This is a genomic window from Leifsonia araucanica, from assembly GCF_051161895.1.
Classification (GTDB): Bacteria; Actinomycetota; Actinomycetes; order Actinomycetales; family Microbacteriaceae; genus Leifsonia.
In genome coordinates this window covers 1,790,743-1,814,062 of record NZ_JBMBTW010000002.1, presented here as the reverse complement: position 1 = coordinate 1,814,062, position 23,320 = coordinate 1,790,743, and the positions used below count along the sequence as shown (strand labels likewise).

Annotated in this window: 21 protein-coding genes; 14 read left to right on the top strand and 7 right to left on the bottom strand. The window is 68.8% G+C overall.

Features of this window, described 5'->3' with window-relative positions; all coding sequences use genetic code 11:
• Nucleotides 1–2 precede the first annotated feature (2 nt).
• The gene (locus ACN6M5_RS08695; protein WP_434949310.1) at nucleotides 3–668 is read right to left on the bottom strand and encodes an SRPBCC domain-containing protein; all 666 of its coding nucleotides are present in this window, start codon (nucleotides 666–668) and stop codon (nucleotides 3–5) included.
• 3 nt (nucleotides 669–671) lie between these two features.
• Complete coding sequence (locus ACN6M5_RS08690) at nucleotides 672–1,070, bottom strand: ArsR/SmtB family transcription factor (protein WP_434949309.1); 399 nt, start codon at nucleotides 1,068–1,070, stop codon at nucleotides 672–674.
• A 95-nt stretch (nucleotides 1,071–1,165) separates the two neighbouring features.
• Here ACN6M5_RS08690 and purN point away from each other — a divergent pair, with 95 nt between their 5' ends.
• From purN to ACN6M5_RS08660, 6 genes are all read left to right on the top strand, one after another.
• The gene (purN, locus tag ACN6M5_RS08685; RefSeq protein ID WP_434949308.1) at nucleotides 1,166–1,759 is read left to right on the top strand and encodes a phosphoribosylglycinamide formyltransferase; all 594 of its coding nucleotides are present in this window, start codon (nucleotides 1,166–1,168) and stop codon (nucleotides 1,757–1,759) included.
• Nucleotides 1,756–3,351 (top strand): bifunctional phosphoribosylaminoimidazolecarboxamide formyltransferase/IMP cyclohydrolase, encoded by a 1,596-nt coding sequence (gene purH, locus ACN6M5_RS08680; RefSeq protein ID WP_434949307.1) that lies wholly within the window; start codon nucleotides 1,756–1,758, stop codon nucleotides 3,349–3,351. Before purN ends, purH begins: the two co-directional genes overlap by 4 nt.
• 104 nt (nucleotides 3,352–3,455) lie before the next feature.
• Nucleotides 3,456–4,535, top strand: coding sequence for a Glu/Leu/Phe/Val dehydrogenase family protein (locus ACN6M5_RS08675; protein ID WP_434949306.1), 1,080 nt, complete (start codon nucleotides 3,456–3,458; stop codon nucleotides 4,533–4,535).
• Nucleotides 4,536–4,560: 25 nt separating this feature from the next.
• Nucleotides 4,561–5,766, top strand: coding sequence for a dimethylargininase (gene ddaH, locus ACN6M5_RS08670; RefSeq protein WP_434949305.1), 1,206 nt, complete (start codon nucleotides 4,561–4,563; stop codon nucleotides 5,764–5,766).
• 391 nt (nucleotides 5,767–6,157) lie between these two features.
• Nucleotides 6,158–8,002: an ABC transporter ATP-binding protein gene (locus ACN6M5_RS08665; RefSeq protein ID WP_434949304.1), complete on the top strand. Its 1,845-nt coding sequence runs from the start codon at nucleotides 6,158–6,160 to the stop codon at nucleotides 8,000–8,002.
• The gene (locus tag ACN6M5_RS08660; protein WP_085370198.1) at nucleotides 7,999–9,813 is read left to right on the top strand and encodes an ABC transporter ATP-binding protein; all 1,815 of its coding nucleotides are present in this window, start codon (nucleotides 7,999–8,001) and stop codon (nucleotides 9,811–9,813) included. Before ACN6M5_RS08665 ends, ACN6M5_RS08660 begins: the two co-directional genes overlap by 4 nt.
• Nucleotides 9,814–9,882: 69 nt before the next feature.
• On the opposite strand, the gene ACN6M5_RS08655 is transcribed toward ACN6M5_RS08660, so the two are convergent.
• The gene (locus tag ACN6M5_RS08655) at nucleotides 9,883–11,313 is read right to left on the bottom strand and encodes an SdrD B-like domain-containing protein (RefSeq protein WP_434949303.1); all 1,431 of its coding nucleotides are present in this window, start codon (nucleotides 11,311–11,313) and stop codon (nucleotides 9,883–9,885) included.
• Nucleotides 11,314–11,470: 157 nt separating this feature from the next.
• On the opposite strand from ACN6M5_RS08655, the gene ACN6M5_RS08650 reads away from it, so the two are divergent.
• Both ACN6M5_RS08650 and ACN6M5_RS08645 read left to right on the top strand, forming a co-directional pair.
• Nucleotides 11,471–12,943, top strand: coding sequence for a sugar transferase (locus tag ACN6M5_RS08650; protein ID WP_434949302.1), 1,473 nt, complete (start codon nucleotides 11,471–11,473; stop codon nucleotides 12,941–12,943).
• Between the two features lie 68 nt (nucleotides 12,944–13,011).
• Nucleotides 13,012–13,488, top strand: coding sequence for a DUF3060 domain-containing protein (locus ACN6M5_RS08645; RefSeq protein ID WP_434949301.1), 477 nt, complete (start codon nucleotides 13,012–13,014; stop codon nucleotides 13,486–13,488).
• 97 nt (nucleotides 13,489–13,585) lie between these two features.
• Here the strand turns inward: ACN6M5_RS08645 and ACN6M5_RS08640 are convergent, their stop codons facing one another.
• Nucleotides 13,586–14,665: a type III PLP-dependent enzyme domain-containing protein gene (locus ACN6M5_RS08640; RefSeq protein WP_434949300.1), complete on the bottom strand. Its 1,080-nt coding sequence runs from the start codon at nucleotides 14,663–14,665 to the stop codon at nucleotides 13,586–13,588.
• Between the two features lie 190 nt (nucleotides 14,666–14,855).
• Here ACN6M5_RS08640 and ACN6M5_RS08635 point away from each other — a divergent pair, with 190 nt between their 5' ends.
• The 3 genes from ACN6M5_RS08635 to ACN6M5_RS08625 are packed head-to-tail and all read left to right on the top strand — an operon-like array spanning nucleotide 14,856 to nucleotide 17,695.
• A complete protein-coding gene (locus ACN6M5_RS08635) occupies nucleotides 14,856–15,203 on the top strand; it encodes a response regulator transcription factor (protein ID WP_168690922.1) in 348 nt (115 codons plus the stop codon).
• A 4-nt stretch (nucleotides 15,204–15,207) separates the two neighbouring features.
• On the top strand, nucleotides 15,208–15,891 hold the full coding sequence (locus ACN6M5_RS08630; protein WP_434949299.1) for a response regulator transcription factor: 684 nt from the start codon (nucleotides 15,208–15,210) through the stop codon (nucleotides 15,889–15,891).
• A gap of 19 nt (nucleotides 15,892–15,910) precedes the next feature.
• A complete protein-coding gene (locus ACN6M5_RS08625; protein ID WP_434949298.1) occupies nucleotides 15,911–17,695 on the top strand; it encodes a sensor histidine kinase in 1,785 nt (594 codons plus the stop codon).
• A 25-nt stretch (nucleotides 17,696–17,720) separates the two neighbouring features.
• Here ACN6M5_RS08625 and ACN6M5_RS08620 read toward each other — a convergent pair whose 3' ends face one another.
• The 3 genes from ACN6M5_RS08620 to ACN6M5_RS08610 all read right to left on the bottom strand — a co-directional run bounded on the left by ACN6M5_RS08620 (nucleotide 17,721) and on the right by ACN6M5_RS08610 (nucleotide 19,053).
• Nucleotides 17,721–18,140 carry a hypothetical protein gene (locus ACN6M5_RS08620; RefSeq protein WP_434949297.1) on the bottom strand — a complete coding sequence of 140 codons (420 nt, stop codon included), beginning with the start codon at nucleotides 18,138–18,140 and terminating at the stop codon, nucleotides 17,721–17,723.
• Between the two features lie 84 nt (nucleotides 18,141–18,224).
• Nucleotides 18,225–18,617 carry an MGMT family protein gene (locus ACN6M5_RS08615; RefSeq protein WP_434949296.1) on the bottom strand — a complete coding sequence of 131 codons (393 nt, stop codon included), beginning with the start codon at nucleotides 18,615–18,617 and terminating at the stop codon, nucleotides 18,225–18,227.
• Nucleotides 18,601–19,053 (bottom strand): GNAT family N-acetyltransferase, encoded by a 453-nt coding sequence (locus ACN6M5_RS08610; protein ID WP_085370190.1) that lies wholly within the window; start codon nucleotides 19,051–19,053, stop codon nucleotides 18,601–18,603. Before ACN6M5_RS08610 ends, ACN6M5_RS08615 begins: the two co-directional genes overlap by 17 nt.
• A 146-nt stretch (nucleotides 19,054–19,199) precedes the next feature.
• Between ACN6M5_RS08610 and ACN6M5_RS08605 the strand changes: the two genes are divergently transcribed.
• The 3 genes from ACN6M5_RS08605 to ACN6M5_RS08595 all read left to right on the top strand — a co-directional run bounded on the left by ACN6M5_RS08605 (nucleotide 19,200) and on the right by ACN6M5_RS08595 (nucleotide 23,201).
• Nucleotides 19,200–20,414, top strand: a complete 1,215-nt coding sequence (locus ACN6M5_RS08605; protein WP_085370189.1) for an NADP-dependent isocitrate dehydrogenase — start codon at nucleotides 19,200–19,202, stop codon at nucleotides 20,412–20,414.
• A 110-nt stretch (nucleotides 20,415–20,524) separates the two neighbouring features.
• Complete coding sequence (locus tag ACN6M5_RS08600) at nucleotides 20,525–20,986, top strand: hypothetical protein (RefSeq protein ID WP_085370188.1); 462 nt, start codon at nucleotides 20,525–20,527, stop codon at nucleotides 20,984–20,986.
• A 73-nt stretch (nucleotides 20,987–21,059) separates the two neighbouring features.
• Nucleotides 21,060–23,201 (top strand): cell wall-binding repeat-containing protein, encoded by a 2,142-nt coding sequence (locus tag ACN6M5_RS08595; protein WP_434949295.1) that lies wholly within the window; start codon nucleotides 21,060–21,062, stop codon nucleotides 23,199–23,201.
• The last annotated feature ends 119 nt before the right edge of the window (nucleotides 23,202–23,320 follow it).

Below are 23,320 nucleotides of genomic sequence, written 5' to 3'. Positions count from 1 at the left end.
CGTCAGTCCTCCACTGTCCTGCCGGTGTAGAAGGCGAAGGTCGCGTCCGCGGTCCGCGCTGCCGTCTCGGGCTCTGCGCCCGCCAAGAGGTGGGCCTCCGCCCAGCGGTCGGCCGCCGCGCGGGTGAACGCCGCGCCCTCGTCGGAGAGTGCCCAGGCCTGGCCCTCCTCGGGCGAGATGGCGCTGTCCTGCGTGCCGAAGTGGAGGGCGAGCCCGAGCACGGCCTGGTCCCAGCCCACGCCGGTCGCGCCCGGCCCGTACGTCTCCCACAGCTGTTCGGGGACGTCGGCCACCCGCGCGCTGTGTTCGAGGGTGAACCGGGTGCTGTCCTGCCCGATCGACGTGAGCCGGACGGTGACCCAGGTGACGCCGCCGCCGAACTCCCACGTGATCCGGTACTCCGCCGACCCATCCGCCGGCGCGGAGCAGGCGAGGATCTCGCCCCCGGCGTTGCCGGTGAGCTGGTAGCGGCCGCCGAGGCGGAGGTCGCCGGTGACCGGGAGGAACCAGCGCGCGATCCTGTCCGCCGTGGTGGTGGCGTCCCAGACGTCGGCGATGTCCGCCGGGTAGTCCTGGGAGATGGTCTGGATGCGCGTCGGCTCCCCGTCGATCTCCTCGGTGCGGAGGGCGCGGCTGACCGCGTCGATCTGTGCGTTGACGTCGACCATGATTTACTCCTCGTCCTGCGGTGTGGTGTGAGTGGAATCAGATGGGTGGTGCGCGGCGTCGCCGCCGGAAGCGGCGATCCGCGCGGCGCGCTTGCCCCGGGCGAGCTCCGTCCCGAGGGCGGAGAGCGGCCCTGTCCAGAACCGCTCGAACGGGCTCAGCCAGGTGTGCGCCTGCCGAAGTCCGTCGGGGGCGACCGCGTACATCCGGCGGGTGCCGTCCGCGCGCACGCTCGCGAAGCCGTGTTCTCTCAGCACGCGCAGGTGCTGCGAGACGGCCGGCTGGCTGATGCCGAACTCCCGGGCGATGACCGCCGTGATGTCGCCGGCGGCCTCTTCGCCGTCCACGAGCAGTTCGAGGATGCGGCGTCTGACCGGATCGCCGAGGACATCGAAAGCGTGCATGGCATCCATGATTGCGTCACTGCTTATATAAGTCAAGTCTTAAACTATCAAAGCGGTGGTCCGCCTCCCACCGTGCCCGCCGCTAGGCTTGTGGCGTGCTCTCGATTGTGGTGCTGATCTCCGGCGGCGGGTCCAACCTGCGCGCCCTGCTCGAAGCGTCGCAGGACGCGGAGTTCCCCGCCAGGGTGGTCGCCGTCGGCGCCGACCGCGACGCGGACGGGCTCGCGCACGCGGAAGAGTTCGGCATCCCGTCGTTCACCGTCCCGTTCTCGTCGTTCGACGACAGGGACGAGTGGGGCGACGAGCTCCTGAAGCAGATCGAGCAGTGGCAGCCGGACCTGGTGATCCTCTCCGGCTTCATGCGCCTCGTGCCACCGAGGGTCGTTGCCGCATTCTCGCCCAACCTCATCAACACCCACCCCGCATACCTTCCGGAGTTCCCCGGCGCCCACGGGGTCCGGGATGCGCTGGCCGCCGGAGTCACCCAGACCGGCGCGAGCCTCATCGTGGTCGACAACGGCGTGGACGCCGGGCCGATCATCAGCCAGGAGCGCGTCCCCGTGCATCCCGATGACACGGAGGCCGCCCTGCACGAACGCATCAAACCAGTGGAGCGACGGCTGCTCATCGACGCCGTCCTCGACATCGCCAACGGACACATCGACCTCAAGGAGCTTGCACGAGCATGAGTGGACCCCGCCACGACGCCAGCCTCTACCGCGAAAGGGACATCGTCCCGATCCGCCGCGCGCTGATCTCGGTCAGCGACAAGACCGGGCTCCTCGAGCTCGCGAAGACGCTCGCAGACGCGGGTGTCGAGATCGTCTCCACCGGGAGCACGGCGTCCACGATCCGGGATGCGGGCTACGAGGTCACCGACGTCGCCAGCGTCACCGGTTTCCCCGAGTCGCTCGACGGCCGCGTGAAGACCCTGCACCCCGCCATCCACTCCGGCCTGCTCGCCGACCTCCGGCTGGCCTCGCACGAGGAGCAGCTGAAAGACCTGGAGATCAAGCCGTTCGAGCTCGTGGTCGTGAACCTCTACCCGTTCGTGGAGACGGTCGCCTCCGGCGCCGTCGGCAACGACGTGGTCGAGCAGATCGACATCGGCGGCCCTGCGATGGTCCGCGCATCGGCGAAGAACCACGCCAACGTCGCCATCGTCGTCTCTCCCGGCGACTACGGCAGCATCGCCGACGCCATCGCGGCCGGCGGAACCACCTTCGACCAGCGCAGGGAGTTCGCCGCGCGGGCGTTCGCGCACACCGCTGCATACGACGGCGCCGTCGCCGCCTGGTTCGCGGGGGATGCGCCGAGCACGGCCGACTTCCCCGAACGTTTCGAGGTCGCAGCCGAACTCAAGCAGACCCTGCGCTACGGCGAGAACTCGCACCAGGCAGCAGCGCTCTACGCCGACCCGACGGGGCGCGGCATCGCGCAGGCCACCCAGCTCGGCGGCAAGGAGATGTCGTACAACAACTACGTGGATGCTGACGCAGCCCTCCGCAGCGCGTACGACTTCGACCAGCCGGCCGTCGCCATCATCAAGCACGCGAACCCGTGCGGCATCGCGGTCGCCGACGACATCGCCGAGGCGCACAGGAAGGCGCACGAGTGCGACCCCGTCTCCGCGTACGGCGGCGTGATCGCGGCCAACGGCATCGTGACGCTGGCGATGGCGGAAGCGGTGAAGGGCATCTTCACCGAGGTCCTGATCGCGCCGGGCTTCGAGCCGGAGGCGCTCGAACTCCTGCAGACGAAGAAGAACCTTCGCATCCTGCAGCTGCCGGAGGACTACACCCGCAAGGCCACGGAGTTCCGGCAGATCTCGGGCGGCGTGCTCGTTCAGGATGCGGACCGCTTCGACACCGCATCCACGTCGTACGGCAGCTCGGCCGGCTGGACGCTCGTCTCCGGCGAGGAGGCGGACGCGGCGACCCGCGCCGACCTCGAGTTCGCCTGGAAGGCGTGCCGCGCTGTGAAGTCCAACGCGATCCTGCTGGCGAACGACGGCGCATCCGTCGGCGTGGGCATGGGGCAGGTGAACAGGGTGGATTCGTGCAACCTGGCCGTCACGCGCGCCGGTGAGCGCGCATCCGGTGCCGTCGCCGCGTCCGACGCGTTCTTCCCGTTCGCCGACGGGGCGGAGATCCTGATCAACGCCGGTGTGCGCGCGATCGTGCAGCCGGGCGGCTCGATCCGCGACGAGGACGTCATCGCCGCAGCGAAGGCCGCGGGCGTGACGATGTACTTCACCGGGGAGCGTCACTTCTTCCACTAGTGCGCTCCCGCAGGGGAGGCGCACGGGCGGGACTCGTGGGAGAATGATCGGCGGCTCACAAGGCCACCGAAATTGCACAACCGCGATCCCACGAGGAGACACCGATGTCCGTCCTGCCCGCTGAACTGGTCGAAACGACCGGAGTGAACCTGCCGCACGAAACGCTGCATGTCGTGAAGGGGAGGCGGAGCGGCCTGACCATCAGCGTCGCGGTGCACTCCACCATCCTCGGCCCCGCGCTCGGCGGCTGCCGTGTCTGGACGTACGACTCCTGGGCGGAGGCGGTTGCGGACTCGCTCCGGCTTGCGGAGGGCATGACCCTCAAGAACGCGGCCGCCGGCCTCAACCGCGGCGGAGGGAAGACGGTCGTCTACCTCCCGCGCGGCACGGTGCTCACGAACGAACAGCGCTACGAGCTGATGCTCGACCTCGGCGACGCCGTGGAGAGCCTCGGCGGCGCCTACATGACCGCCGAAGACGTCGGCACCTCGGCCGAGGACATGTCGATCGTCGCGACGCGCACGGCGCACGTCTGCGGCCTGCCGTCCTCCGAGGGCGGCGTCGGAGAGCCGAGCGACGCGACGGCGGCCGGTGTGTACGCCGGCCTGCTCTCGACGCTGGAGCGCGCTGTCGGCACCCGCTCGGTGGCCGGTCGCCGCGTCACCGTCCTCGGGCTCGGCCACGTCGGCTCGATCATCGCGATGCGACTGGCGAGCGAGGGCGCCGAGCTCACGGTCACCGACGTCAACCCGGCGAAGCGCGCACTGGCGGATGCGCTCGGCGCACGCTGGGTGGAGCCGGCCGAGGCGCACACCGTCGATGGCGACCTGTTCGTGCCCGCCGGTGTCGGCGGCGTGCTGACGGACACGGTGATCGACGAACTGCGGGTCAAGGCCGTGGTCGGCCCGGCCAACAACCAGCTCGCGCACCGTGCGGGAGCGGAGCGTCTCGCGGCGCGCGGCATCCTCTGGGCGCCCGACTTCGTCGTGAACGCGGGCGGGGTGATCTTCCTCTCGATGATGAACGAGGAGGACGCATCCGCTGCTGCCACGCAGGAGAGGGTGGAGCGGATCGGCGACACCGTCACTGAGATCTTCGCCGTCGCCGAGGAGCGCGGGATCACCACGCTGGAAGCGGCGGAGGAGATCGCACTCGCGCGCCTGCGCGAGCCAGCAAACGCATAGAAACGCTCCGCTAGGGTTGGTTCCCATGACGACTTCGTGGGGCCGCCGGCTCATCGCATCCGTTTCCGCTGCCGTCGCGGTGGGCGCTATCGCGTTCATCGCGGCGACCTTCGTTCTGCTGGCGGCCAACCAGCTGAACGCCGCAGCGCTCGGAAGCATCACGCCATACGTGATGTACAACGCGCTGGTCGCGCTGGTGCTCACCTTCGCCGCGGCACTCCTCGGCGGCCTGGTCCGTCGCTGGATCGCCGTCATCACGGGTGTCGTCGTGGCGCTGGTGAGCACCCTGCTCGGCACGATCGTGCTGTTCACCGCTCTGAACGTCGGTTTCGCCGCCGCGGCCTGGGCGCAGATCTTCCAGTCCTTCATCGGGCTGAACCTGCCGTTCTGGCTCGCGGTCGCCATCGCGCTGCCCACCGCCGGATACGCTGTCTACCACGCCATCGACGACGAGTCGGCGTTCGGCTCCGGCACCAGGATCGCGCTCGTCCGCATCCCGGCCACCAACCTGGCAGACGGCCTCGTCACCCACATCGACCGTGAGCCGGTGGATGCCGAGCTCGCCGACAAGCAGTGGGATGCGTACGTCGCCGCCCTCTCTCAGGCCGGCTGGCAGACCGTCGAGGTCGCGAGCGCGGACGGGCTCGCGGACTCCGTCTTCGTCGAGGACACGGCCATCGTGTTCGGCGACACCGCCGTGATCAGCCTCCCTGGCGCGGACTCGCGCCGTGCGGAGACCCCGGGCACCGAGGCGGCGCTGCGCGCGCAGGGGCTGCGTATCGAGCGCATCCAGGAGCCGGGGACGCTCGACGGCGGGGACGTGCTCAAGGTCGGCTCGACTGTCTACGTCGGCCGCGGCGGCCGCACCAACGCGGAGGGCATCCGCCAGCTGCGTGCTCTCGTCGCGCCGCTCGGCTACACCGTCGTCGGCGTTCCGGTGACCAAGGCGCTGCACCTCAAGACAGCTGTGACCGCGCTGCCGGACGGCACCGTCATCGGCTACGAGCCCCTCGTGGACAACCCCAGCGTGTTCGAGCGCTTCCTCCCCGTTCCCGAAGCGCACGGCACCGCCGTCGTGGTCCTCTCGGACGACACGGTGCTGATGTCGTCGTCCGCCCCGGCGTCGATCGCCCTCGTCGAGGACCTCGGATACACGGTCGTGCAGGTCGACATCAGCGAGTTCGAGAAGCTCGAGGGATGCGTGACCTGCCTGTCGATCCGCATCCGGTAGCCGGGCGCGACGAGTTTTCCTTCCCCTCTTGTGCATCGGCTGTGCGCGGCCATAGGCTGTAGGGCTGCCTAGGCGGCATTTACGTGAACGCATTCGGGCTAGGGAGGACGCCATGACAACGACAGAGAACACACGAACCATGATCGGGTTCGGACTCGTCGCCGCCGTCGCTTATGCGTCCCCGGAGCCAGCCCCCGCCTGGTAGGTCCCAGGCAGGACATGCTTCCCGGCTGACTGTCGTCGGCACGTCGCGCGGACCATCAACGGTCCGCGGAGTCCACCCCCGGTGGAACGCTCCCTTTTGACGACCCCGCACGACCTCTCAGCACGCTCAGAATCGGGTCACTGTCTGACCCGCGAAGCAATCACTACACAAGAAAACGGATCGATAATGTCTGTCGCTGAAACTCATCAGCACCCCCCACAAAAAGATACGAAAGCACGGGCGGGCACCGTGCGGACTCTGCTGCGCATCCTGCCGTTCGCCAAGTCGGCTGCTCCGCGCATCCTGCTCGGCATGGTCGCCGCCCTCCTCGCCAGCCTGGTCGCACTGAGCATCCCGCAGGTGCTCCGCTGGCTGGTCGACGGACCGCTGTCGACGGGTGACTCGTCGGCCGTGTGGCCGGCGGCGCTGCTCGTCGTCGGGCTGGGCGCGGCCGAGGCCGTGTTCATCTCGCTGCGCCGCTGGTTCGTGCTCACGCCGGGCACGCACGTCGAGGCGAAGATGCGCAACGGCCTCTACGAGAAGCTGCAGGACCTGCCCGTCGCGTTCCACGACCGCTGGCCGAGTGGCCAGCTGCTGTCGCGCGCCGTCAGCGACCTCGGCCTCATCCGCCGGTGGCTGTCGTTCGGCATCGTGCTGCTGGTGGTGAACGTCGTGACGATCGTCGTCGGCTTCGCCATCCTGATCAGCTGGAACTGGATCCTCGGACTGATTTTCCTGGTCTGCTCGATCCCGCTGTGGATCTACGGGTTCATCTTCGAGGGCAAATACTCGGTGATCGCCCGCCGCAGCCAGGACCAGGCAGGCGACCTCGCGACCGCTGTCGAGGAGTCGGTGCACGGCATCCGCGTCCTCAAGGCGTTCGGCAGGGGCAAGCACGCCCTGAAGAGGTTCGAGTCGCAGGCCGAGGAGCTGCGCGGCACCGAGATCGAGAAGGCGAAGGCCATCGCCGGCATCTGGCTCTGGCTGCTGCTGGTCCCGGATGTGGCGTTCGGCATCTGCCTGGTGGTCGGCGTCTGGCTGTCCTCGCAGGGTCAGCTGTCCGTCGGCGAGCTGGTGGCGTTCTTCGCGACGGCGACCGTGCTGCGGTTCCCCGTCGAGTCGATCGGCTTCCTGCTCTCGATGACCTTCGACACCCGCACGGCTGCCGACCGGTTCTTCGAGGTGATGGACGAGGCGAACACCATCCAGGACCCGGCAGAGCCGAAGAAGATCGAGAACCCGCGCGGAGAGCTCGTGTTCGACGACGTGCACTTCCGGTACCAGGATTCGCCGGAGCGCTTCCCCGACCTCCTCGACGGCATCGACCTCACGGTCGAGCCGGGGGAGACGATGGCGCTCGTCGGTCTCACCGGATCCGGCAAGTCGACGCTCACGGCCCTCACGACCCGGCTCTACGACGTCACGGGCGGTTCGCTGCGCGTCGACGGCGTGGATGTGCGCGACCTCACCCGCTACGACCTCCGCAAGAGCATCGCGATGGCGTTCGAGGACGCCACGCTGTTCTCCGCGTCGGTCAGGGAGAACGTGCTGCTCGGCCGTGACGACCTCGACCCGAACTCGGACGAGGCGGAGCGCGTGCTCGCCGAGGCCGTCGAGATCGCCCAGGCCGGCTTCGTCTACGACCTCCCGGAGGGCGTGGAGACGAAGGTCGGCGAGGAGGGGCTCAGCCTGTCCGGCGGTCAGCGTCAGCGCCTGGCGCTCGCGCGTGCCGTCGCGGCAAACCCGTCCATCCTGGTGCTCGACGACCCGCTGTCCGCACTGGATGTGGACACCGAGGCCCTCGTCGAGGCGGCACTCCGCCGCGTCCTCGCCGCCACCACGGCGCTGGTCGTCGCCCACCGTCCGTCGACGGTGATGCTCGCCGACCGGGTCGCCCTGCTCGAGAACGGCCGCATCACAGCGGTCGGCACCCACCATGAGCTCCTCGAGACGAACGAGCACTACCGGTTCGTCATCTCGAGCCTCGAAGACGAACAGACAGAAGAGATCCTTCAGGAGGTGAACCTGTGAGCACCGCGACCGTATTGGGAGTCGAAGGCGAAGAGCGCAACGACTTCACCAAAGAGGAGAGCAAGCAGATCCGCAAGCGGTCCCTGCGCCTGCTCGGTTCGCTGATGCGCCCGCTGCGCCTGCGGCTGATCCTGACGGCAGCCGTCGTCGTGGTCAGCACGGCAGGCCAGGTGGCCGGCCCCGCGATCATCGCGTTCGGTATCGACAACGGTCTGCCTGCCCTCCTCAAGGAGGACTGGTTCCCGCTGGCGGCCGCCGGGATCGCGTACCTGTTCACCGGCGTCATCGGCGCCGTGCTGATCGCCTGGTACACGGTGCTGAGCGCGCGGATCAGTCAGGCCATCCTGATCGACCTGCGCAAGCGGGTGTTCCTGCACACGCAGAAGCTCTCGCTCGAGTTCCACGAGTCGTACACGTCCGGTCGCATCATCTCGCGTCAGACGAGCGACCTTGACTCGATCCGCGAGCTGCTCGACTCCGGCATCAACCAGCTGGTGCAGGGCTTCCTGTACATGCTGTTCATCGCCATCGCGCTGTTCTCCCTCGACTGGGTGAGCGGTGTGGTGCTGGTGTGCTCGCTGGTGCCGCTGTACTTCCTGACCCGCTGGTTCCAGAAGCGCTCGCAGAGGCTGTTCCGCATCTCGCGGGTGGCGTCGGCGAAGCTGATCGTGCAGTTCGTCGAGACGATGACGGGCATCCGCGCCGTCAAGGCGTTCCGCAAGGAGAAGCGCAACGAGAAGGAGTTCGGCGGTCTCGTCGAGGATTACCGCGACGTCAACGCCCGCGTCATCCAGCTGTTCGGGATCTTCGATCCCGGTCTCGTGATGATCGGAAACGTGACCGTCGGTGTCGTCCTGCTCGTCGGCGGCTTCCGGGTGGCGGACGGCCAGCTCGCCATCGGCGTGCTGCTCGCCGCGCTGCTGTACACGCGCCGGTTCTTCGACCCGATGGAGGAGATGGCCATGTTCTACAACTCCTACCAGTCGGCCGCCGCTGCGCTCGAGAAGATCTCGGGCGTGCTGGAGGAGGAGCCCTCGGTTCCGGATCCGGTCAAGGCCGTCGACCTGTGGGACGCGGAGGGCAACGTCCGCTTCGACGAGGTCACGTTCGCGTACAAGCGCGACCGGGTCATCCTGCCCAACTTCAGCCTGGACATCCCGGCCGGGCAGACGATCGCGCTCGTCGGATCCACCGGAGCGGGCAAGTCGACGCTGGCGAAGCTGATCTCGCGGTTCTACGACCCGAGTGACGGCTCCGTCACGCTCGACGGCGTCGATCTGCGCGACCTGCACCCGAAGGACCTCCGGAGGGCGATCGTGATGGTGACGCAGGAGGCGTACCTGTTCAGCGGGTCCGTCTCCGACAACATCGCGCTCGGCAAACCGGACGCCACCAGGGAGGAGATCGTGGAGGCGGCGCGCGCCGTGGGAGCCGACGAGTTCATCCGGGGTCTGCCGAACGGCTACGACACCGACGTGAACAAGCGCGGCGGCCGGGTATCCGCCGGTCAGCGTCAGCTGATCTCGTTCGCGAGGGCGTTCCTCGCGAACCCGGCGGTGCTCATCCTGGACGAGGCGACGAGCTCGCTCGACATCCCGAGCGAGCGCCTGGTGCAGGATGCGCTGCAGACGCTGCTTGCGGACCGCACGGCCGTGATCATCGCCCACCGTCTGTCGACGGTCGCCATCGCCGACCGGGTGCTGGTGATGGAGCACGGCAAGATCGTCGAGGACGGCACGCCGGCCGACCTGATCGCCGGCACGGGCCGTTTCGCGCAGCTGCACGCCGCGTGGAGGGACTCGCTGGTGTGATCGCCGCGTGAACCACGACAGGGCGCCCGGGTCGAATCGACCCGGGCGCCCTGTCGCGTTCGTGCGCGACTACTTCTTGGCGGTGACGCCGAAGGTCAGCGGCACGGAGCTGGTGGTGCTGTCCCAGCTGACCCTGGCCGAGCCGACCACGGTCATCCCGGAGATGGCCTCCGGAGTGTGCCCCGCGTATCCGTTGGTCGGTCGCTTGGTGGTGCCGGAGAGGACCACGTACAGATCGGTGTCGTATGGGAGCCGATCGATCGTGTACGTGCCGAGGAGGGACGGGGTCTTGACCGTCGCGACCGCGATGCCGTCCTCCGTGTACACGGTGAGGGTCACCGCCTCCGCGAGGTCGAGCGCGTCCTTCTTGCCGTTGGCGTTGCTGTCGTTGAAGACGGTGCCGGTGATGCTCACCGGCTTGCGGATGCCGAACAGGAAGTCGTCGGTCCTGGCGAGGGTGAGACCGGTCAGCGACCAGCCGTGGCCGCGTCGGTCGACGACGGCGAAGTGCATGGCGGGAACGGCGTCGATCAGCCGGGCGGCCGTGCGGACGGTGCCGCCGACGGCGGTGACGCCTGCGGCGAGGTCCTGGCCGACGTACGCGGCGACATCGGCGGAGTCGATCGTGCCGGCCAGCTTCGACAGCGCAGACGCCAGCTTCTTGATGTACTCGTTGTCGGGGGTCGTGCTGATGTCGGATGACGAGAGCAGCGACGGGTCGTCGATGATCGCGGCAGGGTCGCCGGAGTCGATGACGTCGATCAGCGCCGTGATGCGTGCCGTGTTCTTGATGGCGTCGCCGAGCGTGAGGTTGAACGGCGAGCGCATCATGACGTACGCGCCCGCGTCGAGGTCCTGGTAGCCGATCGGGGCGCCATTGGCGGTGGTGCGGAAGTGGATCGCATCCCCGATGTCGAGGTTTCCGCTGATCGCGCTGGCGACGGCGGTGCCGACGTCGAGGCCGCCGAGGTCGCCGCTGTCGACCAGCTCGACGGTCTTCGCGACGTCGATGAGGATGATCGTCTGGTTGTCCAGGTTCGTCTCCGACGCATCCTTGACACCGTTGCCGTTGGTGTCCGCGAAGACGGTCGCGGTGAGCGCGCCCTTCGGCGTCGCGGCGATGTCGGCCGTCTGGATCAGGGACAGCCCGCCCACCCTGACGGGGAGGACCGATGCGCCGGTCGCGCCGGTGGACACGTAGTAGGTGCCAGCCGCCAGCGAACCGGCCCGGTAAGTGCCGAGCACGCCCGTCGTGGTGGTGGCCACCGGGTTGCGGGTGGCGAGCGCGTCGTCGGCACTCGCGTACAGCGAGACCGGGACGTTCGCGAGCAGAGGCTCACCGAGGTCGAGCGCGCCGTCGCCGTCGACATCGGCGAACACGGTTCCGGCGACGGTGTAGATCGCGGGGGAGAGGCTGCCCGCGGGGGCGAAGCCGAGGGTCGGGACGGCGACAGCCGCCGCAGCGATCAGGGCGAGAGGCGTTCTGTGTAAATATTTCACATCCGACGACAGTAGACGTGAAACATTGCTCGCGCAATTCGCAGCAGAATGTGAGGTGTGAACCGTAGAATTTCACACGTGAGTAATCGTATGATCGATGGGCACCCTATCCATTGATTTCTCCGAACGCTTCGATCCCGACTGGAAGTACCCTCACATGACCGCGCTTGAACAGCGGCGGACGTCCCCGTCCACCCAGGCAGATGCTCCTTCCCGACCCAGGGCAACGGCCCCGAGCAGAGGCCCGTGGCTCACGGACACGCTGATCGTCGCCGTCGCCGTCCACATCGCGCAGCTCTTCCGTTTCACGGCGGACGCGAGCGTGCTCAGCGTCGGCGGGGTCGCGTTCGACTACGTCGCGGTCTCCGCCGTGCTCGTGGTCGTCTGGTCCGGTTCCCTCGTCGCCTTCCACTCGTACGATCCGCGCATCATGGGCGTCGGCGAGGACGAGTACCGCAGGGTCCTGGTGTCGAGCGTGTCGGCGTTCGGGGGGATCGCCATCGTCGCGTTCATGCTGCAGATCGACATCGCGCGCGGGTATCTGGTGATCGCGCTTCCGCTCGGGGCGCTCGCGCTGTGCGCCAATCGCAGGATCTGGCGCGGCTGGCTGGCCCGCCGTCGCCGGGCGGGGGAGTACCTCGCGCGCGTGCTGCTCGTCGGCAGCGTGGACGATGTCGCGTTCACCGCTGCCGCTCTGCGCTCCTCCCCGGGCGCGGGATTCGCCGTCGCGGCCGTGGCCACGGACACGTCGCCGGCGATGAGCGCCAACGGCGACGAGTTGCCGGCCAGGGTGTCGGATATCGCCGGGGCGGCCGAGGCGGCAGCGAACCTGAGAGTCGACGCGGTGGTCATCGCCGGCGAGCTGCCGGGAGGCAGGACCGCGTTGCGCTCTCTCGGGTGGGACCTCGAGCGTGTCGGCATCGAACTCGTCGTGTCTTCGCCCCTGATCGGCGTCGACCAGCTGCGGGTGCGCCACCGCCCCGTCGGCACGCTCCCTCTCATGCACGTCGAGCTGCCGGAGTACTTCGGCACCCGCCGCACGATCAAACGGGTGTTCGACGCCGTCGCGGCCGGTGTGGGTCTCGTCGTGCTTCTTCCCGTCTTCGCGGTGATCGCGAGCATGATCAAGGCCGAGGACGGCGGCCCTGTCTTCTTCCGGCAGACCAGGGTGGGCCAGAACGGGGCGAGATTCTCCATCGTCAAGTTCCGCACGATGGATGTGCGGGCAGAAGCCATGAAGGCGGAGCTGGCCGCGCAGAACGAGGGAGCAGGGCCGCTCTTCAAGCTCAGGGACGATCCACGCGTCACGCCCGTCGGCCGATTCCTGCGCCGCTTCTCGCTCGACGAGCTTCCGCAGCTCTGGAACGTCCTCGTCGGAGACATGAGCCTGGTCGGCCCGCGCCCCGCCCTCCCGGACGAGACCAGCGAGTACGAGCGTCACGAAGATCGTCGGCTGCTCGTGCGGCCGGGCATCACCGGCCTGTGGCAGGTGAGCGGACGGTCCGACCTCTCCTGGGAGCAGGGGGTCGGGCTCGACCTCGACTACGTCGAGAACTGGACCCTGCTCCGCGACGTCGTCATCCTCGTCCGCACCGCGTCGGCGGTCATCCGCCCGACCGGTGCGTACTGACGGTGCCGCATCCCGCAGCACCCCCACCCGAGATACCGGAACCATCCGAGACACCAGATAGGAACACCATGAAGACCCCCACCGTCAAGAACGTCCCCGTGACGAGCATCCCTGCCCTGCGCCGCTCCTTCGCGATCGCCTCGATCGCGCTCGCCGCTGCCGGCCTCGCCGGGTGCGCAGACGCAGGCTCGCCGGCATCCACCGCCACCCCGAAGCCGTCGGCGACCTCCACGCCGTCCGCCTCCGAGGCACTGCCCGAGATCCCCAAGTCGGATGCGGAGTGCACGGACGGCACAGCGACGATCACGGAGAACAACCTGGATGTGACCATCCCCGGCGACTGCGCGACCGTGATCGTCGACGCGTCCAACACCCTCGTGACCGTCGGCGCCGTTCAGACGCTCACGATCAACGGCGCCATCAACAAGGTCACGGCCACGTCGATCGAGTCCGTCGTGTTCACCGCCAGCGGCAACATCGTCGAGACCGGCAACGAGCCGAAGGTCGACGACCAGGGCAAGGCCAACGAGGTCAACGTCAAGTAGTCGCACGCGACGCATCGCACGCGACGAGGTTCCGGCGGGGGAGGCGGCAGGTGCCGCTTCCCCCGCCGCCGTGTCCGGCGAACAGAGGGGTTGAAGTTCAGCCCGCCGTGGACCCGGTGGTTCTCCCGCGCTGGACGCTACGGAGGATGCGGTGTCCGCTCGTGGCGACCGCCCGGAAGAAGGGGAGACGCAGCAGTGGATGCGGCTGGTCGCCGTCGACGAGCACCGCGACCTCCGCCCCGGCGTCGATGCACTCGCTCGCGGTGAACGGGTCGACGTCGCGTTCGACCGTCCCGCCGATGATCGTGATGCAGCCGGCCGTCACTGCGTGCCCGGCCGACGCCGTCACGGTGACCCGGGAAGTGCCCGGCGCGACGATCGCGCGGATCGCCCTGGCCAGCTCGGCACGCTCGCCCGGCCGCCTGGCGGCCCGGCCGGGAAACCCGTCGCCGAGGTCGAGGACGTCGAAACGCGCGCCGGTCGCGGCCTGCACGTCCGCCATCACCCCGGCGGTCCGCGCGATGGCGGCGACGTAGTCCGAGCAACTCGCGCCCGGCCGGGTGCTGAGCGAGAACCCGGCGATCCGTACGCCCAGGGCGGCGGCGTCGCGGACGACGCGATGCGCATCCCGAGCTGTCACCCCGCGCGGTGCGACGTGCGCCGCCTGCGGGGGAGTGTGCGGCTGCAACCGCACCACCAGGGCGAGGTCGTGCGGCGCAGAGGCGAACTTCTCGACGTCCGCCGGTCCGTCGACGACGAACCGGCGGACGCCGGCGTTGTACGCGGCGAGCACCTCGTGCGGGTGCGTCGCCGCTGTCGCGTGCAGCACGCGGCGCAGGTCGGACTGCGACGCGGTCAGCGCGGCGAGGGCTCCGTCGTGTGCGGCGACGAACGATCCGCCGGACTCCGCGACAGCGGCGATGAGGGCGGGATTCGCGAGAGCGCTCACGTCGTAGTGCACCTCGACGCTCGGGAACGCCTCCCGCAGCGCACGGTACTGCCGTGCTGCGCGGGCCACGTCGATCACGACAAGCGGAAGGCTGTGCCGTGCCACGAGTTCGTCGATGTCGAAGTCGGGCTCCGGCACGGCGCTCCTGTCCAGGTCCACCCCCGCAGCCGGCGGCGCGCCTTCGGGTTGCGCGCCGTTCGGCCGTGCGGGTCGGGTTGCGGTGAACATGGCCTTTCTCCTCGCTCTGGGTGTCGGCCAGTGGGATGCCGTTCGTCGGGCCGGGCGGCATCCCTCGGGTTCTGGTCGGCTTACTCACATGCTGGCCCTGGGGGGTGTGACCCACATCCGGGGGGCCACCCCATTCGTTTGCGTGGAGGCACGGATGCTTTCGAAAGCGCGTTCGGCGATGATTGTCGGCATGTGCCTCCGCGTTGTGATCGTCGACGACCACGCGCGCTTCCGTGCACAGGCGGCAGAACTGCTGAAACTGGAGAAGTTCTCGGTCGTCGGGGACGCAGACACGGGAGCTCGCGGAGTCGAGCTGAGCCGCAGACTCACCCCCGACGTGGTGCTCCTGGACATCGCCCTGCCGGACACCAGCGGGTTCGAACTCGTCTCCGCCATGCACGCCACGGGGGCGGCCGTCGTGCTCACCTCCAGTCGCTCCGTGCGCGACTACGGGCACCGCGTCGCCGACAGCGGGGCAGAGGGCTTCATCAGCAAAGCAGAACTGAGCGGCGAGGCGATTCGCAGCCTGCTAAGGTAAGCGCGTGGTCGCGGGAATCAGCAGTGAGCCGCGCTCGCTGCGTGTCGCTGTCGCCGATGACGCGGTACTTCTCCGCGAAGGGATCGGACAGATTCTGCGCGCGGGCGGGCTGGACGTCGTCGCCTCCGTCGACTCGGCGGAGGAGCTTCTGGCCGTGGTCGACAGCGACCGGGACATCGACGCCGTCGTGCTCGACATCAAGATGCCGCCGACCCACACGGACGAGGGGCTGCGCGCTCTCGAAGAGCTGCGCGCATCCGGGTCCGAGGTGGGGGTGCTGCTGCTGTCGATGTACACGACGGCCTCATACGCGATCCGCGCGATGAGCGCGGGAAGCGGCACGGGATATCTGCTGAAGGACCGCGTCGCCGACGCGAACACCCTGGTCAACGCCGTGCGCAGCGTCGCGGCGGGCGGCTCGGTGGTCGACCCGGAGGTCGTGCAACTGCTCGTCTCCGCACGGTCGGCGACGGTGTCGCTCGACACGCTCTCCACCAGGGAGCGCGACGTGATCCGGCTGATGGCGGAAGGCAAGTCGAACGCCGGGATCGCGGCCGACCTGCACCTCAGCCTGCGCACGGTCGAGTCCCACATCGGCCACATCATGTCGAAGCTCGACGTCGAGGACTCCGCGGAGGGTCACCGGCGCGTGCTCGCCGTGCTGCGCTTCCTCGGCCGGGACGTCTGAGGCGGGGACAGGGGCCGGGATGAGGGCCGCGCGACTCTGGCTCCGCTCGCTCGCCGTCGTGCTCGCGGTCGCGGCGAACGTCGTCGCGCAGATCGTGAGCGCCATGACCGGCGACTACGGGCCGCGCCCGCAGGGCATCGGCTGGGCGATCGTGTTCGTGCTCGTCGCGCTGGCCTACGCCGGATGCGCGATCGTCGCGTGGAAGGTGGTGCGCAGTCCCATCGCCGGGTGGCTGATGGTCGGCGCATCCCTGTTCTGGGCGGCGGGCGCCTGGTATCCGATCGTCAGGGACATCGGCTGGCTGTGGCCGCTGCTGGAGGGCGTGACCGACCTGTGGGCGGTGCTGGTCGGGATCCTGGTGCTGTCGTATCCGACCGGCAGGATCGTCTCGCGCTTCGACCGCTGGATCGTCATCGCCGTGTCCGTCGCCTTCCTCGTGCGCTTCGCGGGCATCCTGCTGTTCTCGTCGCCGACACCCGCCGAGTGCGGGTGCGTCCCGAACGCGTACGCGATCGTCCCGAGCGACGGAGCGGACTTCTGGTTCGGCGTCGGCTGGCGGCTGGCCGGGCTCGCCCTGTTGCTGACCGTCGCGGTGAGGCTCGCGATGCGCTGGTTCCAGTCGACGCTGCCCGCGCGCAGAGTGGCGTTCGTGATGCCGCTCGCGCTGCTGCTCTGGTGCTACGGCACCGTGCAGGACTCGGTGAGCTTCACCCTCGGCTGGGACAGCGGCTGGCTGCAGTTCGTTCCTCCGCTGGCGATCGCGCTCATCCCGCCGTCATACGTCGGCGGCGTGCTCTACGCGCGCGGACTGCGATCGAGGGTGGCCGACCTGGTGATCGTCGCCCGCGACAGGGTCGACAGGGCGCTGTGGGAGTCGAGCCTCGCCCGCACGCTGCACGACAGTTCGCTGCGCGTCTACTGGTGGGACGACCACCTGGAGGGCTTCGAGACCAGCGACGGCGAACGCATCGCCGACGGCGGGGGACCGCAGCGGCCCGGCCGCTCCACGCTCACGATCGACTCCGACCAGGGCCCGATCGCCTTGATCGAGCACGATGTTGCCCTCAGTCAGGACGACAGGCTGCTGGATGCGGTGTCCTCCGCCCTCCTGCTCTCTGTCGACAACGACCGGTTGCGCCAGAAGCTCGAGCGCACGCTGCAGGAGGTGCGCGAGTCGCGTCTCCGCATCGTCGAGGAGGGCTACCTCGCCAGGCGCCGACTGGAGCGCGACCTGCACGACGGGTCGCAGCAGCAGCTCGTCTCGCTCGCCATCAGCCTGCGGATCGCGACGGCGAAAGCCGAGACGGCCGGGAGCGCGGAGCTCGCAGACGACCTGGCGCGCGCATCCACCCAGTTGGCGGACGCCCTGCGCGAGCTGAGGGAACTGGCGAGGGGCATCCACCCGACGGTGCTCACCGACGGAGACCTGGCCTCGGCGATCGAAGAGCTGGCCAACCGCAGTCACCTCCCGGTCGAGGTGCACGTCGACGTGCCGCACCGGCTGCCGGACGTGATCGAGGAGACGATCTACTTCTCGGTGTCGGAAGCGCTCGCGAACGCGGCGAAGCACTCGCAGGCGCGCAACTGCTCGGTGAGCGTGAGCCGGACGGACGGGACCGTGACGGTGGTCGTGAAGGACGACGGCCAGGGCGGAGCCCGGGTCGAACCGGGCGGAGGGCTCGGCGGGATCCGCGACCGCGTCGAGGCCGTCGACGGGCACGCGGAGGTTCAGTCCGTCGCGGGGCTCGGGACGATCATCGAGCTCACCATCCCCGCACCGCACGCAGCGCAGAGCGCGGAGTAGCGGGCGGCAGCGGGATGCGTCGCCGCTAGTTCTTCGGCGTCGCCGCGTAGACCTGGTCGCCGATGAGGAACGCCGTCCAGCCGCCCGGGCAGCTCACGCCCTGGGCGGGGATGCCGTCGACCGGCCACCAGCTGTCCTTCACCGTCGGCTTCGGGATGGGCGCCGGCTTCTCGCAGGTGCCGGCGACGAAGTGCGTCTTCGACGCGTAGGTGAGGATGGCGCCCGCGCCCTTGGTGTCGTAGTCGACCCGGATGATCGTGGCGTCGTCAGGGACGAACGTCGGCGACCCGAACGCGGCGGTGGATGCCGCCTTGAACTCCTTGGCGGAGTCGTAGATCGCCGCGTCGACGTGAGGGACGAACGCGGCGACGACGGAGCATCCGGAGAGGGTCACGGCGAGGACGGCGGCAGACGCGGCGAGACCGACGAGACGGATACGGTGCACGGAGACTCCTGAAGGTGCGGTAGACAGACCTCACCAGTCAACACGATCAAGCTGAGCAGTGCATCGGTCGCTGGGATGACCCTGCTATGGAGTGTATCGGGCGGTGCGCAGGTCCACGCGGTACGCGGCCGTGCCCCCGCCGAGGAGGGGTGTGCCCTCCGCGCGGTAATACTGCAGCGCGATGTGCTCGTGGTTGGCGGGAGGGTGACCGCTCGCGCGCACCACGCGCCACCACGGGTAGTCGCTGCCGTAGTAGGCCATGATCTGGCCGACCATGCGCGCGGCGCGCGATCCCAGAGTGGCGGCGACGTCGCCGTATGTCATCACCCTGCCGGACGGGATCGACTCGACAACGGAGAGGACGCGCTCGACGAACGGCTGGGCGTCGTCGCCGGTGCGGCCGTCGTCGTCGGTGCGGCCGTCGCCGTCCGTGCGGCCGTCGCCGGTCGCGCCGCTCCGCTCAGAGCTCGAGGGCACCGATCGTCTCGCCGTACTGGGTCTCGCCGATGGGCTGGAAGCCGCTGCGGAGGAAGAACTGCTCAGGACCGAGCTCGCCGGGCTCCCAGATGACGTAGAGCCGCGAGAGCCCGCGGTTGCGCGCCTCGTCGGCGAGCGAGTGGACCGCGAACGTGCCGATGCCGCGACCCTGGTCGTCCGCATCCACGTTGATGCGCCAGAGGATCGAGCGGAACTCTTCGTGCTCGGCCTCCGGGTCGAAGTTGCCCATGATGAACCCGACGACCTCGTCGCCGTCGGTGACGACGCGCTGCCAGGAGGTCTGCGGATTGGTGACGGCGGCCGCGGCCGAGTACGACACAGGAGCGACGAACTGCTCCTGGCCCGGCTTCAGTGTGAGAGCGTTCGCCGCCACAACGTTCGACGCGCTCAACTCTTCAAGTCTCAACTCAGCCATATCGAAAGGGTAACGTGCGCGAGGGATGCTGGCATAGTCGCGCAGCCTGCCGATCCGCTGAGGGAATTTGTCTCGATGTCAAGATAGTTGCGTGCCTCGGGTAAGCTGTCGACGGCTGAAAAACGGCACAGACCACAGGAGATCCATTGGACAAGATCAAGGTTGAAGGCACCGTCGTCGAACTCGACGGCGACGAGATGACTCGCATCATCTGGCAGGCGATCAAAGACTCCCTCATCCACCCGTACCTCGACGTGAACCTCGAGTACTACGACCTCGGCATCGAGAAGCGCGACGAGACCGACGACCAGATCACCGTGGATGCGGCGAACGCCATCCTGAAGCACGGTGTCGGCGTCAAGTGCGCCACGATCACGCCCGACGAGGCGCGTGTCGAGGAGTTCGGCCTGAAGAAGATGTGGCGCAGCCCGAACGGCACGATCCGCAACATCCTCGGTGGTGTCGTGTTCCGTGAGCCGATCATCATCTCGAACATCCCGCGCCTGGTGCCCGGCTGGAACAAGCCGATCGTCATCGGCCGTCACGCCTTCGGCGACCAGTACCGCGCCACCGACTTCACCTTCGACGGCCCCGGCACGCTCACGATGAGCTTCCAGCCGGCCGACGGCGGAGAGGCTCAGTCCTTCGAGATCTATCAGGCGCCGGGCGCCGGTGTCGCGATGGGCATGTACAACCAGGATGCGTCGATCCGCGACTTCGCCCGCGCGTCGTTCAACTACGGTCTCGACCGCCAGTACCCGGTCTACCTGTCGACCAAGAACACCATCCTCAAGGCGTACGACGGTCGCTTCAAGGACCTTTTCCAGGAGGTCTTCGACACTGAGTACAAGGAGAAGTTCGAGGCGGCCGGGCTCACCTACGAGCACCGTCTGATCGACGACATGGTCGCATCCAGCCTCAAGTGGGAGGGCGGATACGTCTGGGCCTGCAAGAACTACGACGGCGACGTGCAGTCCGACACCGTCGCGCAGGGCTTCGGCTCGCTCGGCCTGATGACCTCCGTGCTCACCACCCCGGACGGCAAGGTCGTCGAGGCGGAGGCTGCGCACGGTACGGTCACCCGCCACTACCGCCAGCACCAGCAGGGCAAGCCCACGTCGACCAACCCGATCGCCTCGATCTACGCCTGGACGCGCGGCCTCGCGCACCGCGGCAAGCTCGACGGCAACCAGGAGCTCATCGACTTCACGCACACCCTCGAAGACGTGGTCATCAAGACGGTCGAGTCCGGCAAGATGACGAAGGACCTCGCGCTCCTCGTCGGCCCGGACCAGCCGTACCAGACCACCGAGGAGTTCCTCGCGACCCTCGGCGAGAACCTCAAGGCTCGCCTGAGCTAGAGCTCGACGCAGGGTGGGAAGGCCCGGTGGATGCACGCATCCGCCGGGCCTTTCTGTATCGTGGTGTCGCGTTCCGCCATCGCGGGGGAACGGAATCCGAGGGGGAAACCGTGGGAAAAGCCATCCGATCGTCTCTGGCCGTGTCGGCCGCCATCATCGCAGCCGTCGCGCTGGCAGGATGCACGTCCGGTCCAGCCCCGAGCGCCAGCCCGTCGCCGACCCAGACGAAGGCCGCTCAGGCCTCGAACCAGACCCACGACGCCGCCTGCGCCATCGTGAAGGGCGGCCTGACCGACGTCGCCTCCCTGCAGAGCCAGGTCTCGACGGACGACCCGGCCAAGTCCCTCGCCGTCCTCGACCAGGTCGACCAGAAGGTCGCCGACCTCGACGCCAAGGTCACCAACGAGAAGGTCAAGGCGCTGACGAGCGACGCCTCCACGGCCGTGCACGCATACGCGACCTACTTGAAGGGCGTGATGAAGGACCCCGCGAGCATCGACGTGAACCAGATCACGTCGAAGGCGCAGGAGCTGGCCGCGAAGTTCACCGCGGTGCAGAAGGAGTGCGCGTAGTCGCTTGGTGCACGGCCGCCCTTCCGTGCCGCTAGATTGAACGGGGCCGCACGGTGCGGGCGATGGGGGCATCATGGCAGCTCGGCGACACAGGTGGATGCGGGTCGGGATCGTCGCGGCGGTGATCGTCGGCGGCGTGCCGCTCGCGGCGCTGTCGACGGCTCCCGCCGCGCAGGCTGCCGATCAGGCAACGACGACGGCCGTGGCGATGCCCGTCCCGGTTCCTGGGACGACGATGCCCCCGGACACCCCTCTGCTCAGCGGTCCAGGTGGCCAGCCGTGGTGGGTGGACGGGTCCGCGTTGAAGACCGTCGTGCACGGGGCGCTGGTGACCCACGCTCTCCCCGCCGGCATCGAATGGAGACGGGTTGCGACGGCGACAGGGGTCGACCATTCGCTGTGGCTGGAGTCGAGCGTTCCGGCGGTGGTCGCACGCGTGACACCGGACGGTTCGTTCGCGACGTTCCCGATTCAGGGGGGCGCCGACTCAGGAATCGTCGCGGCCGACGATGGTGCGGCGTGGGTGATCCAATTCCACCCCGTCGGCTGGGCGGCGGTGCGGATAGCACCAGACGGGACGCAGACGCGATTCGAGCACACGGGCGATGCGCCGATGATCGATCAGTACACCCCATCCGCGAACGGTCCTGCGGGGAGCGCCTGGGCGTTCTTCCTGTACCACGGCATGATCGGGATGTTCCCTGACGGGCACACGGTCACGGTCGATGCGCCAGAGTTCGCGCGCCCGTTCCAGGCCGACGGGGTCGAATACTTCAACGTCACAACGGCATCGGGCGACACGATCGAACGCGTCAACGCGGACGGCTCCGCGACAACGATCGCCACGAACGCCGCGCACCTCGTGCAAACGGGCGGGCAGGGCTTCTACGCGACCCCGGTTGACGCGCGTCACACGATGCTGCACCGCCTCGGTATGCCGTCGTGGCATCCGATTCTCGCGGAGCCGGTCGATAGTGTGTACCCCTCGCTCTGGCTGCCTGGCACGCACACGATCCTGGTGGCCCAACCCGATTCGAGCCCGGCGCAATTGGGTGTTTACGCGGTCAGCGAGGACGGGCACATCACCCGATTCGCCGACGGGGACGGAATCGACCTTGAGCAGGACGGCACCCTCTGGGGGAAAGGTGGAGGGCGCCAGTACCGTATGGATGGCTCGATCGCATCGGAGCGCGCCATCGTCACGGACCCGCGCGGGTACGTGCGTTGGTGGGGTGTCAGCGCCGACGGCCCGTGGGAGCAGATCGCCGCTCTCCCGTCCGGGGTGACGACGATCGACTCGCTCTCTCCTGCCACCGTGACCAGGCTGGCGGGGGACGACCGGTACGAGACGGCGGTCGCGGTGGCGAAGCGAGCCTTCCCCTCCCACACCTCCGTCGTCTACCTGGCGGCAGGGACGAACTTCCCCGATGCGCTCGCGGCGGGACCGGCCGCGGCCGCCGAGCACGCAGCACTGCTCCTCACGACGCCGGGTGGTCTGCCGACGGCCACCGCTGCCGAGCTGAAAGCCCTGGCGCCCACCCGCGTCGTCATCGCGGGAGGGACATCGTCGATCGGCTCCGCCGTCGAGCGGTCGGTGCGCGCGCTTCTGCCGGCAGCGAAGGTGCAACGCCGGTCGGGAGCCACCAGGTACGAGACGGCGAACACACTGGTGGGAGCGGTGTTCCACACTGCGAACACCGTGTACATCGCCTCGGGCGCGGCCTTCCCCGACGCGCTCGGGGCCGGGGCGGCGGCAGGCTCGGGCGGCGACCCGCTGCTGCTCGTCGATCCGGCGTCGCCCGGTGTCTCCGCATCCACTGCTGCGGCGATCACCCGCCTTCATCCGGCGCGGATCGTGGTGGTCGGCGGACGGAGTGCTGTTCCGGATACGGTCCTCGCCGCCCTCGGAAAGCTCGCCCCGGCCACGCGGGTCGCCGGCGCCGACCGCTTCGCGACGTCCGTCGCTCTGGCCACGTCGGCGTTCCCGCACGCCACGTCGGCGTTCATCGCATCCGGGCTGGATTTCCCCGATGCGATGAGCGGAGCCGTGCTCGCCGCCGCGCAACACGCTCCCGTGTATGCGTTCACGTCCGGCTGCGTGCCTCACGCCCTCGCGCGAGGCTTCGCCGCCGGGGTGAACAGCATCACCATCGTCGGAGGCCCCGCCGTCGTCGACGGTCGGCTCGACACCCTGGGCATCTGCTACGACGAGTGATCGGCGGGCGGCGGCGCGGTGGGCGCGTAGCGGTATCGCAACATCGCGACACCATCGTCTTTCGCCCTGATGGAGACAGGTGCCACGTTGACGTTCGTCGCGGTCGTCACTGCTGTGGT

Bases quoted from the DNA above. Each gene is read 5' to 3' on its own strand.
- ACN6M5_RS08650 (WP_434949302.1), top strand. From the start codon at position 11,471: ATGACCGCGCTTGAACAGCGGCGGACGTCCCCGTCCACCCAGGCAGAT.
- ACN6M5_RS08595 (WP_434949295.1), top strand. From the start codon at position 21,060: ATGGCAGCTCGGCGACACAGGTGGATGCGGGTCGGGATCGTCGCGGCG.
- ACN6M5_RS08665 (WP_434949304.1), top strand. From the start codon at position 6,158: ATGTCTGTCGCTGAAACTCATCAGCACCCCCCACAAAAAGATACGAAA.
- ACN6M5_RS08610 (WP_085370190.1), bottom strand. From the start codon at position 19,053: ATGGCTGAGTTGAGACTTGAAGAGTTGAGCGCGTCGAACGTTGTGGCG.
- purH (WP_434949307.1), top strand. From the start codon at position 1,756: ATGAGTGGACCCCGCCACGACGCCAGCCTCTACCGCGAAAGGGACATC.
- ACN6M5_RS08625 (WP_434949298.1), top strand. From the start codon at position 15,911: ATGAGGGCCGCGCGACTCTGGCTCCGCTCGCTCGCCGTCGTGCTCGCG.
- ddaH (WP_434949305.1), top strand. From the start codon at position 4,561: ATGACGACTTCGTGGGGCCGCCGGCTCATCGCATCCGTTTCCGCTGCC.
- ACN6M5_RS08635 (WP_168690922.1), top strand. From the start codon at position 14,856: ATGTGCCTCCGCGTTGTGATCGTCGACGACCACGCGCGCTTCCGTGCA.
- ACN6M5_RS08645 (WP_434949301.1), top strand. From the start codon at position 13,012: ATGAAGACCCCCACCGTCAAGAACGTCCCCGTGACGAGCATCCCTGCC.
- ACN6M5_RS08690 (WP_434949309.1), bottom strand. From the start codon at position 1,070: ATGCACGCTTTCGATGTCCTCGGCGATCCGGTCAGACGCCGCATCCTC.
- ACN6M5_RS08675 (WP_434949306.1), top strand. From the start codon at position 3,456: ATGTCCGTCCTGCCCGCTGAACTGGTCGAAACGACCGGAGTGAACCTG.
- ACN6M5_RS08695 (WP_434949310.1), bottom strand. From the start codon at position 668: ATGGTCGACGTCAACGCACAGATCGACGCGGTCAGCCGCGCCCTCCGC.
- ACN6M5_RS08640 (WP_434949300.1), bottom strand. From the start codon at position 14,665: ATGTTCACCGCAACCCGACCCGCACGGCCGAACGGCGCGCAACCCGAA.